Raw genomic sequence first — 13,518 nt, 5'->3', positions numbered from 1 at the left:
AAAGGCTCAGTATTCCTCGCATCGTTTTAGCACATCAACCTTAAATTCCTTAAAGGTTAATGCTTCACAGCATAATCATTTCAAAATCAGAGTTACTCACTCCACAGTCAGGACATGACCAGTGGGCTTGAATATCTTCCCAGCGCGTGCCAGCGTCAATCCCTTCTGCGGGCCAGCCTTGCGCTTCGTCATAGATCCAGCCGCACACAATACATTGGTATTTTTTCATGTGACGCTCACTTTGCCAAAACAGCTGGTTTTGCTGCGAGGTTAAATAAATGTGCGTACTTGCTTAACAGCTTCTGACGCGCTTTGGGATAAATATTGAGCTTATCAATCTGCCCTGCATAGTGCTGAATCACTCGTTCATCCATTTGCTTAAACCACCAGCCTGGAATCAGGGCGGGCAATACCATACTGGCATAGCCGGCAGGTAATTGCGGTACATTGTCATAATGCCGCAGTGACTGAAAACTGCGCGTGGGATAAGCATGATGATCGGAATGCCGCTGGAGCTGGTATAACAGGACATTACTAAACATGCTGTTATTGTTCCAGCTATGTTCCGGCATGGTTCGCGCATAACGCCCGTTGCCTAAGTCTTCGCGCTTGAGGCCATAATGTTCCATATAATTGACGGCTTCAAACAGGGTGATGCCACACAATGCCTGTGTTACCTGGGTTGGAATAATGCGGGGGCCAAAGCATTTCAGCATGAGCAGATGATACGCCGCACTCATGGCCCAGCCGTGAATCAGTTCATTATCCAGCGACCAGAATGTTTTGCCTTTACGCTCTAAACGTCGGGTTTCAATATCAATGGCAGACTTGAAACTTCCAACGACGGTGCGCGGCCAGAATTGCCAGAAGCTTTCACCCAGTTGCGAAGATGCCGGGTCTTCAGGGGTTGCCACGCGGCGGTGATGGCCATACGGATGCTCAATGCGAAAATGATTGTAGCCCGTAGGCGCCAGACACAGATGCGATAAATAATGTTCAAGCTTGCCGGATTTGTGACTGAGTTCATGGGCAGTATTGATTGCAACGCCATTGACCACACCCAGAAGATGGCCAAACAAAATCCGGTCTGCCAGTGGCGTGGTCGTTCTGCTGGCAATATAGTTGCCATAAACATTGGCTGCCAGTTGAAAGGGAATGAATAACTTGACTACCCGTGCATAGTAGGGATCATGCTCCAGCGCTGCAATGGCTTCTTCTGGCGGGTTGTCAGGGTCTTCACCCAGATGTTTATCAATGGCTGGAATGATCAGATGCAAGGCCAGCGGGCCAGCCGAGGCAAATAGTTTCCGGGTTATCCTGGGGCCAAACTGATAGCCCAGAAAAGCCGCATTGGCAATATTGGGAACTACCAGCCCCAACAGCCATAGTTTTCGTTTGTTGTCCCTGAACTTGACCGAAGGTTTGGATAAATCAATAGGGTTTATTGCATTCATCACCGGCTCCACAGCGTTTTATCTTGTCTTGATAAAGCAAATTGTGGCGCTTGGCGTTTTTTGCTGAAATTCATTAACAGACATTGATCATTCATTTAAAGACATCTTGCTATTTAATTAAGCATTGTCTGTTTTAGACTTTTTAAAGAATCGAAAATTGCCTATGCCTGCCCTGCAATGCTGGTTTTTAAAATTTATGGTTTGTATTCGCTTAAAAAAACAAGGCCGGTTTGATCAATCGGCCCCTGCTTATAGATTTGGCTTTGTAGATTTAGTTTTGCAGATTTGGTCTGATTTACTAGAATCTGTTATTCCTCATTCATGCTGCATTCGTAGTTGGTCGGTTCAAACTTGCAACGTACCCGCTTTAAAAACTGCATCATGGTTTTGTCGTAATAACCGTCCTGGGTCATGGCAATCCGGGCTTCACGCATCATTTTTAGATAGCCCGGTTTGTCGGTGCCGGGTACATCCATCCAGTATTTTACCGGGATATCATTTTCGGTTTGATAGACAAAATCGTAGGCAGGCGCAAGGTTAAGCGAACTAACCTCACGCACAATTTGCCCCAGACCATCTGGGAATTTGCCCCGGTGCATCATCAGCACGCCAGTCACCTGCATGAGTGGAAAGCGGATAATTGCCCCTTTGATTTCTCCATTTGGGCCAATCATGCCTTTGGACAGCTCCATCGGTTTAAAGATCAGTGCCGGGCCTGCCATAATCTGCACTTCACCGTTGTTAAACTTGCCGCCCACCGAGGTAAAATCTACGGCAACAGGCTGGGCACCAATGCGCTGTACCAATTTGGCCTGTGATTTGTCAAAATCAAAAACGGCTACTTTTTTGCCGGCTGCCTTGGCCAGTGTATTGATTTTGCGGTCATTGACCATGATGTAAGCAGCGCCCAGCGGAATGATACCGACCACCTCATAATCCCGGTTGGTCATGCGGCTGGCAAATTCAGGGCGTGACAGCAGGCTAATGGCTTCAGATAACTGCTTGTAGGTGAGGATGCCGCCAATGGCATCCATGCTGCCGGCAAAGGCATTGAACTGACGTGCCCGGATATTGCTCATGCCAGCGCCATCACATTTTTTCATCTTAAAATCTTCGGCCAACACGCGCTCATCGCTATAGACACGGATTTTGGTTTCGGTACTGGCTCTTTTTTTCAGTTTGGGATAACCAATATCAATGCGTAAGGTCAGTGGATTGAGCATGGTGACATTCAGGTCAATGCCAATGTCTTTGGCCATGCGGGTGTATTTGGGCACTTCGGTCAGATAGCTCATCGCCTGCTTGAAGCTCTCCCCTTTTGGCCCATCCGGTGAATACACACACAAGGTGACTTGTTTGGGGATTTTTTGCCAGGTGGACGGGTTATCCATCAGCTTTTGAATGCGGCCAATCACCGACTGGCTGAGTTGTGGCTCAGGTTTACTAAGCGGCGCAGCAGACACTGTTGCAGGCAATAATACAGGCGCAAAGGCTGCCCATAATACACTGCTGCGCAATAGATTCTTTAGGGCAAACTGCTTGAGATTTTTCATTATTTTACATCCTGCTTGGTTAATCCTTCAGCAGGATTAAAGCACGCCTTGTTTGCAGCCACATTGACACTTGTACAGCTAAGCACCTGAGAGTTTGGTCAATGGGCCACTTTTCACAACGTTTCTATATCCGGACTTAAGCTTAAGTTTTAAGGGATTAGCTTAATTCACTTTGAACTTGCTCAAGCGCAAGGCATTCATCACCACGGATACCGAGCTTAACGACATTGCCAGTGCTGCCATCATGGGTGTGAGTAAAATGCCAAATACGGGATAAAGCACCCCGGCAGCAACAGGCACACCAATCGCGTTATACAGCAGGGAAAAGGCAAGGTTTTGCTTCATGTTTTTAACCGTGGCCTGTGACAAACGATAAGCCCGCGCAATCCCATACAGGTCACCTTTCACCAACGTCACACTGGCACTTTGCATGGCAATATCAGTGCCTGTGCCCATGGCAATTCCCACACTTGCTGCTGCCAGTGCAGGCGCATCATTAATGCCATCACCCGCCATGGCCACCACCTTGCCCTGCTGTTGCAGCGTCTTGACCAGCTCAGCCTTGCTTTGCGGGGTCATGTCGCCATAGGCCTGGGTAATCTCCAGGGTATTGGCCACCACATTGGCACTAGCCTGACTATCACCCGTAGCCATAATCACCTCAAGGTTTTGCGCTTTTAAGAATGCTAAAGCCTTCGCGGTAGTGGCCTTGATGGGATCATTCACACTCACCAAAGCAGCCAGTTGTCCATCAATAGCAAAGTACAAAATGATTTCGCCCTGATGACGCAATTGTTCAGCCTGACGCTGGATGGCACTGTCTAGTACTATGCCCGCCTGTTTCAGCCAGCTTTCACTGCCTGCCATTAACTGGTGGTCATTAAGCGTAGTTTGTACACCAATCCCGGAGGAGGAATCAAAATCCTGTACGGGTTGCAGGGTGATATTTTTAGCGTTTGCAGCCTGCATAATGGCACGCGCCAGCGGGTGTTCACTGCCCTGCTCCAGTGACGCCAGCATGCCCAGCAGTTCATCATGATCATACTGTGCTGTAAGAGCAATCAAGCGATTCAATACTGGCCGTCCTTCAGTTAAGGTACCGGTTTTATCAATCACCACCGTGGTCACTTGCCGTAGCTGCTCAATGGCTTCGGCATTACTAAACAGTACCCCGCTGGTTGCGGCGCGTCCGGTTGCCGCCATAATCGACATTGGTGTTGCCAAGCCTAATGCGCAAGGACAGGCAATAATTAGCACGGCCACACTATTGAGCAAGGCATAGCTTAATTGTGGCTCCGGGCCAAGCAACGCCCAGACTACAAACGTCAGCACTGCAATCGCCAGTACTACCAGCACAAAACCACCTGCTACTTTGTCGGCAATGCGCTGCATGGGCGCACGCGAACGCTGGGCATCGGCCACCAGTCGCACAATCTGAGCCAGCATGCTGTCCTGTCCCACATGCTGTGCTTCAATCAGCACGCTGCCACTGCCATTCATGGTGGCACCAATCACCCGGTCACCAGCCTGTTTTTTAACCGGCATCGGTTCACCGGTCAGCATGGATTCATCAATACTAGTGCTTCCCTCTAATACAATTCCATCTACCGGAATTTTATCACCGGGCCGGATGCGCAATTGATCACCCACCTGTACCTGTTCCAGCGGAATTTCCTGTGTTTGCCCATCTTGCACCCGCCATGCAGTACTGGCCTGTAAACCCAGCAGGCTTTTTAATGCGCTGGAAGTTTTAGACCGGGCTTTAAGTTCTAGAATCTGCCCAAACAGGGTGAGTGACACAATCATGCAGGCCGCTTCAAAATACACCCCTACCCGGCCATGCATATAAAACGATTGCGGGAAAATTTGCGGAGCAACCGTGGCCACTACGCTGTATACAAATGAGGCGCTCACACCAATGCCAATCAATGTCCACATATTTAAATGGCGGGTTTTTAAAGATGCAAAACAGCGCTGCAAAATTGGCCTGCCTGCCCATAGGATCACTGGTAGGCTGAGCAGCAATTCCAGTCCACTGCGTACCGTCGCAGACAGCCCTGCAATATGGTGCCCCAGCATGGCCAGTGCCATCACAATGATAGATAGTGGCAAGGTCCAGTAAAAACGATGGCTAAAATCCACCAGTTCCGGCGATACTTCATCGGTTAAACTGGGCTGCATGGGTTCCAGCGCCATGCCACAAATGGGGCAAGTGCCTGGCCCTTTTTGCACAATTTCCGGGTCCATGGGACAGGTGTACAACATGTCTGCTGCACCGGCTGGCAATGGTTCTGCGGCTTTTGGCTGTAAATACTGTTGCGGGTTGGCCTGAAATTTGGTTAAACAGCCTTCCCGGCAAAAATAATAGTGCTGCTGCTGATAATCCGTATGCCATTGGCTAGCCATGCTGACCGTCATGCCGCACACCGGGTCAATGGCTGAATCAGTTGGGTAATCAGGTTTTGCATTGGACTTTGTTCCGCCACAGCATCCCTGTTTTTCTGGCTCAGTTGCGTTTGACTGGATTGTCTGATGTTGATGATTCGGCAAATGCGGGTCGCTGGTATCTTGAGGCACTTCGCCACAACAGGAGGAATGGGCTTTATGGTCTGAGTGATCTGGTTCAGTATGATTCATGATAAACAACCTGATTTGACATTTCTTGCCAAACACGATAAACCCTGTACTCAGGTACAGAGTCAAGTCCACTTTGTAACCATGTTTTGTCAGCAGCAATTTTTTTAACGATTCATTTTTGCTCAATCATGAGGTCGCAATTTCCATGCTCACCATTGGCAAACTGGCCAAACAGGCCGGGGTTTCCAATGAAACCATCCGTTATTACCAGCGCATTGGCTTACTGCGAATTCCTGAAAGTACCCAGGCTTATCGCTACTATCAGGAAAACGATCTTGAGCGCCTGTTATTTATTAAACGGGCCAAACAGGCCGGCTTGCAACTCAATGAAATTGCCGAGTTGCTGGCACTGGATGGCATGCAGGACAAGCAGCGCGTGCGTGAAGTCATTAAAAATCGCCTGCATGAAATCCAGCACCGTATTGATGAGCTGCAACATTTGCAACATCGCCTGAGCACCTGGATTGATGAATGTGAGCATTCTACCAATGCCAATTGTCCAATTTTGCAGGCTTTAAATGACGTTACATCTAAATCTGACTAAAAGCCAAGACAATCAACACATGACCCCAGAACAGCTTAAGCATTTACGCCAGCAATTACGCAAGCAACGCCGTGCTTTATCCCAGCGCATCCGGCAGCAGGCAGGCCGCAAGGTGGCTCAGCGTCTGCGCAGGCAGGCAGTATTTCGGCAAGCGCGCCATATTGGTATTTACCTGAGCGCCTTTGGTGAAGTCCCCACTCAAGCCATTATTAAACTAGGCTTAAAGCAACAGAAAAACATTTACCTGCCGCAAATCCGTAATTTTGACCAGAAACTGCAATGGGTGCGCATCAATCGCCAGCAGTGGCAAAACCGGCGTTTTTCCATTCATCGACTAGGCATGCATGAACCCCGGCAACGTAGTATTAGCGTTAACCGGTTGGATTTGCTGATTATGCCGCTATTGGCTTTTGACAAATATGGCTCCCGAGTTGGTATGGGCGGCGGCTACTATGACCGTACCTTATGGAAAAAGCACAAGGCTTACCGGTTAGGGCTGGCCTATGACTTCCAGCAAACTGAGTATCTTGAGCGGCAGCCGTGGGATCAACCGCTGGATGCCGTGCTGACACCTTCGGGATTTTCTTCATTTCGTAGCCTGAAAAATCATTGACAATAACAACTTGATGGAAGCCTTTTGCCAACGCTATGGTTCTTTCTCAGGAAGGGTTTTAGCAGTATTTTTCAGCATCGCGATCCGAGATGAGAATCAGTCCACTTTTTTGTGAATAAATGATGCCTTAGGTCTGAACCATTTGCGTCAAAAGTCCAGACAAGGTAAATTGCAGCACCAGTATTCGTTGTATTTTTATTCGTGGCAGAAGTTAACTTTGTCACTGCTTGAAGGGTTCGTTAATGAGTTTATTTATTTCCACAGCCTACGCGGCTGCTCCTGCGGCTGGCCAGCAGAGTCCGCTGCCATCCATCCTGATGATGGTTGGTTTTATCCTGATTTTCTATTTCCTGATCTGGCGTCCACAAGCCAAGCGCACCAAGGAACACCGCGCAATGGTTGACAGTGTCAGCGTGGGCAGTGAAGTGGTATTTGCCGGTGGATTAATGGGCCGCATTACCAAGGTGGAAGGGGACTATGCGGTGGTTGAACTCAACCGTGGCAATGAAGTAAAAATTCAAAAAGCTGCGGTCATTTCCGTATTGCCAGAAGGCACCCTCAACAGTCTGTAATTTTATAGGGATTGGTTTCGCAATCCCTTTTTTCATTAAGTAGAATTCAAATGCGTTATCCAGCGTGGAAATATGTACTGATCCTTTTTGTTCTGGTCATCAGTACATTATATGCCCTGCCCAGTCTCTATCCTGACGAGCCAGCGGTTCAGATTTCAGGCGCCAAGGCAGGAAGCCAGATCGACCAGACGGTATTGAACCGTGCAGAACAAATCCTAAAAAGCGCCAGTATTGCAACCCATGACGGCAGTTTTGGCCAGAATGCGGCACTGCTTCGCGTGCGTACCAGTGAAGACCAGCTTAAGGCACAGGAAGTATTACGCCGTGAACTGGGTGAAAATTATGTTGTTGCACTAAATCTTGCACCTACCACCCCGGCATGGTTACAGGCCATTGGTGCCAAACCCATGAAGCTGGGGCTGGACTTACGCGGCGGGGTACATTTCCTGCTGGAAGTGGACATGAGCAAGGCACTGGAACAACGGCTGGAAACCGCTACAGCAGATATTCGCCGTAACCTGCGTGACAACAAGGTCAACTTTAATGCGGTAAGCCAAAACAAAGACAACATTGTGGTGAGCTTTGCCAACACCACAGACCGTGACAATGCAGTCAGTGTACTGCGCCGCCAGAGTAATGACTTTAGCATTCAGTCACTGGCTTCCACTGATGGTCCGATCCTGCAATTAAAATATACCGAAGCCCGCTTGCAGGAAATCAACCAGTACGCGGTGAATCAGAACTTAACCACTCTGCGCAACCGGATTAACGAGCTGGGCGTGGCTGAAGCATTGGTACAAAGTCAGGGTAGCAATCGCATTGTGGTGGACTTGCCCGGTGTACAGGACACGGCTGAAGCCAAGCGTGTACTGGGCCGCACCGCCAATCTTGAATTCCGTTTAGTATCTGAACAGGCAGACACCTATGCAGGTGGCCCCGTGCCTGCTGGTACTCAGGCTTTCCCGTTTGAAAAACTGGATGGCCCTACCATTTTGCTAAAACGCCAGCGCATTGTCACTGGTGAGCGTGTGCAAAATGCCATGAGTGGCTATGATGAAAACAACCAGCCTGAAGTCAACATCACGCTGGATACTGCAGGTGGCAAGCTGATGGCTGATGCCACCCGTAATGCAGTTGGCAAGCAAATGGCGGTGCTGTTTATTGAAAACAAGCAGCGCATTAGCTATGTGACTGATCCAGCAACCGGTAAAACGGTGGAAACCCGTACGCCTTATATCGAAAGTGTTGTGATCAACCGCGCCACCATTCAGGCGGTGCTGGGTTCAAGCTTCCGCATTACCGGCGTCGGCACGCCACAGGAAGCTTCTGAGCTTGCATTGTTACTGCGTGCAGGTGCTTTGGCTGCCCCCATGTACTTCGTAGAAGAACGTACCGTTGGTCCAAGCCTGGGTCAGGACAATATTGACAAGGGGATTTTATCTACCCAGGTTGGTTTTGTACTGGTTGCCCTGTTCATGATCGTGTTCTACCGCGTGTTTGGCTTAATTGCCAACGTGGCACTGTTTATGAACCTTGCCATGATTCTCACCGTCATGTCATGGATTGGTGCGGCCCTGTCGCTGCCCGGTATTGCCGGCATTGTGCTGACCATTGGTATGGCGGTGGATGCCAACGTGCTGATTTGTGAGCGAATCCGCGAAGAAATTCGCTGGGGAGCCTCACCCAAGCAGGCCATTGTGGCGGGTTATGACCGCGCCTATACCACCATTTTTGACTCTAACCTGACAACCTTACTGGTGGCTTTTATCCTGTTTGCCATTGGTACAGGTCCAATCAAAGGGTTTGCGGTCACACTGGCGATTGGCATTATCTGTTCCATGTTCACCGCCATTACAGTCACCCGTGGCATAGTACAACTGGTGTACGGCAAGCGCCGTATTGACCACTTGAGCATTTGAGGAGAACGTCCATGAAAAAATCAACTGCTCAACCCGATACGCCTGCAACCACCAACCAGCCACGTGAATATGGCCGTCGCGGTAATGAACCTGTCATTCACTTTATGCGTTTTAAAACGCCAGCGGCTATTTTTTCGCTGGTGTTTAGCCTGGTTTGCCTTGGCTTTATTTTTACCAAAGGCTTAAACCTTGGGCTGGATTTTACTGGCGGTGTCTCGGCTGAAATTAATTACAGCCAGCCAGTTGAGCAAAAGCAGGTGATCAATGCACTGGAAAACGCCGGTTTTAAAGAGCCTGTAGTGCAGTTTCTGGGCACCCAGCGTGACCTGATTGTTCGCATGCCGGCACAGGAAGGTGAAGACCTTAGCGCCCGCCTGAATCGCGCCGTACAGTTACCAAGCAATACAGCCACAGTACAAAAAGTGGATGCTGTAGGTTCACAGGTAGGTAACGAGCTATACATTCGCTCAGTAGGTGCAGTGGCACTAGCGCTAATCCTTATGCTGGTGTATGTAACCATTCGCTTTGAATTCAAGCTGGCCGTTGGTGCAGTTATTTCCCTGCTGCATGACACCATTGTAACCGTGGGTATTTTTGCCATTTTCGGCTGGCCATTTGACCTGACTGTACTGGCAGCCGTACTGGCCCTGATTGGTTACTCACTCAACGACAGTATTGTGGTATCAGACCGGATCCGTGAAAATTTCCGCAAGATTCGTGGCGCTGACCCGGTTGAAGTGGTGGATATATCCCTGACTGAAACCCTGCGCCGTACCATCATGACGGTGACTACGGTATTACTGGTTGATCTGGCCATGCTGTTTTTAGGCGGTGATGGCCTGTTCTGGTTTGCGGTGGCAATGCTGGTTGGTCTGTTTGTTGGTACCTACTCGTCCATTTATATTGGTACTTCCTATGCCCTGTGGCGTGGTCTAAACCGTCAGGATTTTATAGTTCAGGTAAAGCCTGAATTTGAAGAAACTGATGTAGTACCTTGATTAATGCTGTTTTAATCCTGCTTAAGGGTTAGCACCTTAAAGCCTGCTGGTTAATAGGATTCCTTATATTAACCAGCAGGCTTTTTTATGCCTGTTCATCCTGTTTTTTCACTGCTTTATAAGGGTAATGCCTGATAAAATTTCAAGGCAACCAGTTAAAGCTCACCTGCTGTGCTGAATGATGTTGCCATGCCACGCTATAGTAATAGGCTTCTGTTGCAAAACACTGATACGCCCATTCCCCAATAGCTGCCTGATAAGCCACAGCACTATTAGTATGAGGTTCAGAGCCGCTATAGTGTGTTTCCAGCGTATTCAGGTTTAAGCGAATGCCCAGTCCGCTAGCCTTAAGCACTGCTTCTTTAATCGTCCAGCATTTTAATAAATAAGCCTGTGGGTTTGCAGCCTGGGTAAAAACCTGCATTTCCGCTGCGGTAAGTATACGCTTTGCCAATCCTGCCAGATTGATAGTCCGCTGTCTGGCCTCAATATCCACACCAATAGCAATGCGCTGTTGATTAAAAACCAGAACAAACTGCTGCGCACAATGCGACTGGCTAAATTGCAGGTTTGGGGTATTCACTAAATAAGGCTTACCATAGCTATCTTTTGCAAAGCACAGATTTTCTGGGGATTGATCAAGCTGCGTGGCCAGAATTTGCCGCCGCCAGCTCCGGCTGATGAGCTGCTCCATCCTGCGCTGCGGATTAGTGGCTAAATTATTGTGATCTACCGCATTAACCTGCAAGTGATTCAGAGTTTCAGGCCGGATATGACGCAAGGCAATATGAATTAACAGGCTATTTGTCATCGTAGCCCTATCACTTGATATCAGAGAAAAACAGGCCAGCCATTAATCCTGCGCCAAAGTTAATTTATAAATGGTGGTGCTTAACTGTTCTGTGTCGTTGTCTTCACACAATAAAAATTCCAGCTTATGAGGCGTTTGCTGATACAGGGCCAGGCCTTCAAACTTGTGACAAGTACTGATTAACTGCACGTCCTGAATGGTTTTTGTATTTAAATCCATGTAGCCGATATAACTGCCCAGCACTTCTCCATCATCATAGGTTGAACTACTGTTTTCTGCAGTTGCCAGAAAATAAATAGTTTCCCCTACCAGAATAGCATCGGTAAAACCACTGGATACCTGATTCACAACGGGTAATTGCAGCGGTACAAATTCTATAGCTTGAACAATGTTATTGGGCTGAATGCTGCCATCGGGCCGGACGTCGCCGGATAAAATTAAATCCTGAACAATATTACCCTGCACGATAAAAATGCCATTTTGTGCTTGTGTGCCATTACCACGCTGGAACAACAGCCACTGGGACTGATGGTATATTGCCCCTTCAATATTAAGCTCATCATCATTTAACTGGGCGGTTTGCCTGAACTTCTCATATAGTGCAGACAGGTCATACTGCCGGGTTACTCCACTGCTGCCTTGATTTGCCTTGGAATCTGATAAATCATGGCGCACCAGCGCATTACGGCGCGGGGTAGAACCCGAGCCTAACAACAACAAGGCATTGTCATACTCAAGAATAGCCTCAAAATCAAATTTTTCAGGCTTGGGAATAAAGTCACGGCTATCAGCAAACAGTGCAATTTTATTTAGCTGGCCCTGTTCTAACTCATAGCAGTACAAATAGCTACTGTAATCTGAAATCAGGTAAAGGCGGGGATGCTGATAAACCAGTCCGGAAGCAGCACCCAGCCCCTCAACTTCCTGAAAGGCTTTTAATATAAATTGCATGATGCTGCCTGCTTGCTAGGGAATAGCTTATGATCATACAAAGAAAAAACGCCGCATTAGCGACGTTTCTTTTCCATTTTTTTGAACTTTTGTACATAACGCCGCTTGCGGTCGGCAACACGGGCATCCACCTGTGTACGACGTCCTTCAAACGGGTTAGTACCTGCCTTGAATTCAATTTGAATGGGTGTACCCTCCAGCTTGAAAACCTTGCGAAACACATTTTCCAGATAGCGGCGATAGTCAGCCGGAACTTTTTCGGTCTGATTACCATGAATCACAATTAATGGTGGGTTTAACCCGCCCATATGGGCATAACGCAGCTTGATCCGGCGGCCACTGATCATGGGTGGCTGGTGTTGTTCAACGGCATCTTCCAGAATTTTGGTCAGTTTTGGTGTTGGAATCTTGGTCATCGCCGCATCATAAGCCCGATGAATAGACGGATATAAATCGCCTACACCTGTGCCATGCAATGCTGAAATCAGGTGGATTTTTGCCCACGGAATAAAGTCAAAACGGCGCTCTACCGCTTCCTTGACCTGACCACGGTCATACTCAGTCATGCCATCCCACTTGTTAATGGCAATCACCACGGCACGGCCAGCTTCCAGCGCAAAGCCCAGCAGGTGTAAATCCTGCTCAACAATTCCTTCCCGCGCATCCAGCACCACCACCACCACATGCGCATCCTTGATGGCTTGCAGAGTTTTAACCACTGAGAACTTTTCAATCATCTCATTGACGCGGCCACGGCGACGCACACCCGCGGTATCAATCAGGGTATATTGCCGTCCCTGCCGCTCGTAAGGAATGTAAATACTGTCGCGTGTGGTACCGGGCATGTCAAACACCACCACCCGGTCTTCACCCAGCAGGCGGTTCACCAGTGTAGACTTGCCGACATTGGGACGACCAATAACGGCTAGACGCAAACCCTTGATATGCTCCTGCTCATCAATGGGCACATCTTCAGGCAATTCAGCCAGCACATCTTCCAGCAGTTGCTGTACGCCACGACCATGACTGGCTGCCACATGATGCGGTTCGCCAAAGCCCAGCTTGAAGAATTCACTGACCGCTGCCTCAGCATGGACGCCATCAACCTTGTTGGCCACCAGATGCACTTTTTTACCCAGTGCACGCAGGTCACGCGCAATTTGCTCATCAGAGGCCAATAAGCCAGCACGCGCATCGACCACAAACAGGATAATGTCGGCCTCTTCAATGGCTGTGCGTGACTGCTCAGCCATATAGGCATCAATGCCCTGCTCGCTTTCACCAATACCACCGGTGTCCACCACAATGAAAGACTTGTTTTCATAGGTGGCATCACCATACTGACGGTCACGCGTCAGGCCGGGAATATCAGCCACCAGCGCATTACGGCTTTTGGTAATCTGATTGAATAACGTTGATTTGCCCACATTGGGGCGGCCAATCAAGGCCAAAACAGGTTTCATGAA

12 protein-coding genes are annotated in these 13,518 nt (G+C 48.7%); 5 read left to right on the top strand and 7 right to left on the bottom strand.

What is annotated here, in order from left to right; all coding sequences use genetic code 11:
* Window positions 1-64: 64 nt before the first annotated feature.
* From Q337_RS0100195 to Q337_RS16235, 4 genes are all read right to left on the bottom strand, one after another.
* Entirely contained in the window at window positions 65-229 is a 165-nt protein-coding gene (locus Q337_RS0100195) for a rubredoxin (RefSeq protein ID WP_026469856.1), read from the bottom strand.
* Window positions 230-236: 7 nt separating this feature from the next.
* The gene (locus Q337_RS0100190; protein WP_026469855.1) at window positions 237-1,454 is read right to left on the bottom strand and encodes an alkane 1-monooxygenase; all 1,218 of its coding nucleotides are present in this window, start codon (window positions 1,452-1,454) and stop codon (window positions 237-239) included.
* 308 nt (window positions 1,455-1,762) lie between these two features.
* On the bottom strand, window positions 1,763-3,007 hold the full coding sequence (locus tag Q337_RS0100185; protein ID WP_034279129.1) for a putative solute-binding protein: 1,245 nt from the start codon (window positions 3,005-3,007) through the stop codon (window positions 1,763-1,765).
* A gap of 162 nt (window positions 3,008-3,169) precedes the next feature.
* The gene (locus Q337_RS16235; RefSeq protein ID WP_084494656.1) at window positions 3,170-5,644 is read right to left on the bottom strand and encodes a heavy metal translocating P-type ATPase; all 2,475 of its coding nucleotides are present in this window, start codon (window positions 5,642-5,644) and stop codon (window positions 3,170-3,172) included.
* A gap of 145 nt (window positions 5,645-5,789) precedes the next feature.
* Here Q337_RS16235 and Q337_RS0100175 point away from each other — a divergent pair, with 145 nt between their 5' ends.
* The 5 genes from Q337_RS0100175 to secF all read left to right on the top strand — a co-directional run bounded on the left by Q337_RS0100175 (window position 5,790) and on the right by secF (window position 10,290).
* Window positions 5,790-6,188: a heavy metal-responsive transcriptional regulator gene (locus tag Q337_RS0100175; RefSeq protein WP_026469853.1), complete on the top strand. Its 399-nt coding sequence runs from the start codon at window positions 5,790-5,792 to the stop codon at window positions 6,186-6,188.
* A 19-nt stretch (window positions 6,189-6,207) separates the two neighbouring features.
* Entirely contained in the window at window positions 6,208-6,801 is a 594-nt protein-coding gene (locus tag Q337_RS0100170) for a 5-formyltetrahydrofolate cyclo-ligase (RefSeq protein ID WP_026469852.1), read from the top strand.
* A gap of 242 nt (window positions 6,802-7,043) precedes the next feature.
* Window positions 7,044-7,373: a preprotein translocase subunit YajC gene (gene yajC, locus Q337_RS0100165; protein WP_026469851.1), complete on the top strand. Its 330-nt coding sequence runs from the start codon at window positions 7,044-7,046 to the stop codon at window positions 7,371-7,373.
* Window positions 7,374-7,423: 50 nt separating this feature from the next.
* Window positions 7,424-9,292, top strand: coding sequence for a protein translocase subunit SecD (gene secD / locus Q337_RS0100160; protein ID WP_026469850.1), 1,869 nt, complete (start codon window positions 7,424-7,426; stop codon window positions 9,290-9,292).
* 11 nt (window positions 9,293-9,303) lie between these two features.
* Complete coding sequence (gene secF / locus Q337_RS16230) at window positions 9,304-10,290, top strand: protein translocase subunit SecF (protein ID WP_051526444.1); 987 nt, start codon at window positions 9,304-9,306, stop codon at window positions 10,288-10,290.
* Between the two features lie 142 nt (window positions 10,291-10,432).
* On the opposite strand, the gene Q337_RS18175 is transcribed toward secF, so the two are convergent.
* From Q337_RS18175 to der, 3 genes are read right to left on the bottom strand one after another with little or no spacing between them, the layout of a single operon-like run.
* Window positions 10,433-11,101, bottom strand: a complete 669-nt coding sequence (locus Q337_RS18175) for a 4'-phosphopantetheinyl transferase family protein (RefSeq protein WP_051526443.1) — start codon at window positions 11,099-11,101, stop codon at window positions 10,433-10,435.
* Window positions 11,102-11,143: 42 nt separating this feature from the next.
* A complete protein-coding gene (locus Q337_RS0100145) occupies window positions 11,144-12,052 on the bottom strand; it encodes a DUF6929 family protein (RefSeq protein ID WP_034279128.1) in 909 nt (302 codons plus the stop codon).
* A 56-nt stretch (window positions 12,053-12,108) separates the two neighbouring features.
* Complete coding sequence (der, locus tag Q337_RS0100140; RefSeq protein WP_026469848.1) at window positions 12,109-13,515, bottom strand: ribosome biogenesis GTPase Der; 1,407 nt, start codon at window positions 13,513-13,515, stop codon at window positions 12,109-12,111.
* Window positions 13,516-13,518: the final 3 nt, after the last annotated feature.

Origin of the sequence: Alkanindiges illinoisensis DSM 15370 (genome assembly GCF_000619845.1) — a bacterium.
In the GTDB taxonomy this organism is placed as follows: Bacteria; Pseudomonadota; Gammaproteobacteria; order Pseudomonadales; family Moraxellaceae; genus Alkanindiges; species Alkanindiges illinoisensis.
This window is presented reverse-complemented; position numbering and strand designations above follow the sequence as displayed.

Bases quoted from the DNA above. Each gene is read 5' to 3' on its own strand.
- Q337_RS0100185 (WP_034279129.1), bottom strand. From the start codon at position 3,007: ATGAAAAATCTCAAGCAGTTTGCCCTAAAGAATCTATTGCGCAGCAGT.
- Q337_RS0100170 (WP_026469852.1), top strand. From the start codon at position 6,208: ATGACCCCAGAACAGCTTAAGCATTTACGCCAGCAATTACGCAAGCAA.
- yajC (WP_026469851.1), top strand. From the start codon at position 7,044: ATGAGTTTATTTATTTCCACAGCCTACGCGGCTGCTCCTGCGGCTGGC.
- secF (WP_051526444.1), top strand. From the start codon at position 9,304: ATGAAAAAATCAACTGCTCAACCCGATACGCCTGCAACCACCAACCAG.
- Q337_RS16235 (WP_084494656.1), bottom strand. From the start codon at position 5,644: ATGAATCATACTGAACCAGATCACTCAGACCATAAAGCCCATTCCTCC.
- secD (WP_026469850.1), top strand. From the start codon at position 7,424: ATGCGTTATCCAGCGTGGAAATATGTACTGATCCTTTTTGTTCTGGTC.
- Q337_RS0100175 (WP_026469853.1), top strand. From the start codon at position 5,790: ATGCTCACCATTGGCAAACTGGCCAAACAGGCCGGGGTTTCCAATGAA.
- der (WP_026469848.1), bottom strand. From the start codon at position 13,515: ATGAAACCTGTTTTGGCCTTGATTGGCCGCCCCAATGTGGGCAAATCA.
- Q337_RS18175 (WP_051526443.1), bottom strand. From the start codon at position 11,101: ATGACAAATAGCCTGTTAATTCATATTGCCTTGCGTCATATCCGGCCT.
- Q337_RS0100145 (WP_034279128.1), bottom strand. From the start codon at position 12,052: ATGCAATTTATATTAAAAGCCTTTCAGGAAGTTGAGGGGCTGGGTGCT.
- Q337_RS0100190 (WP_026469855.1), bottom strand. From the start codon at position 1,454: ATGAATGCAATAAACCCTATTGATTTATCCAAACCTTCGGTCAAGTTC.
- Q337_RS0100195 (WP_026469856.1), bottom strand. From the start codon at position 229: ATGAAAAAATACCAATGTATTGTGTGCGGCTGGATCTATGACGAAGCG.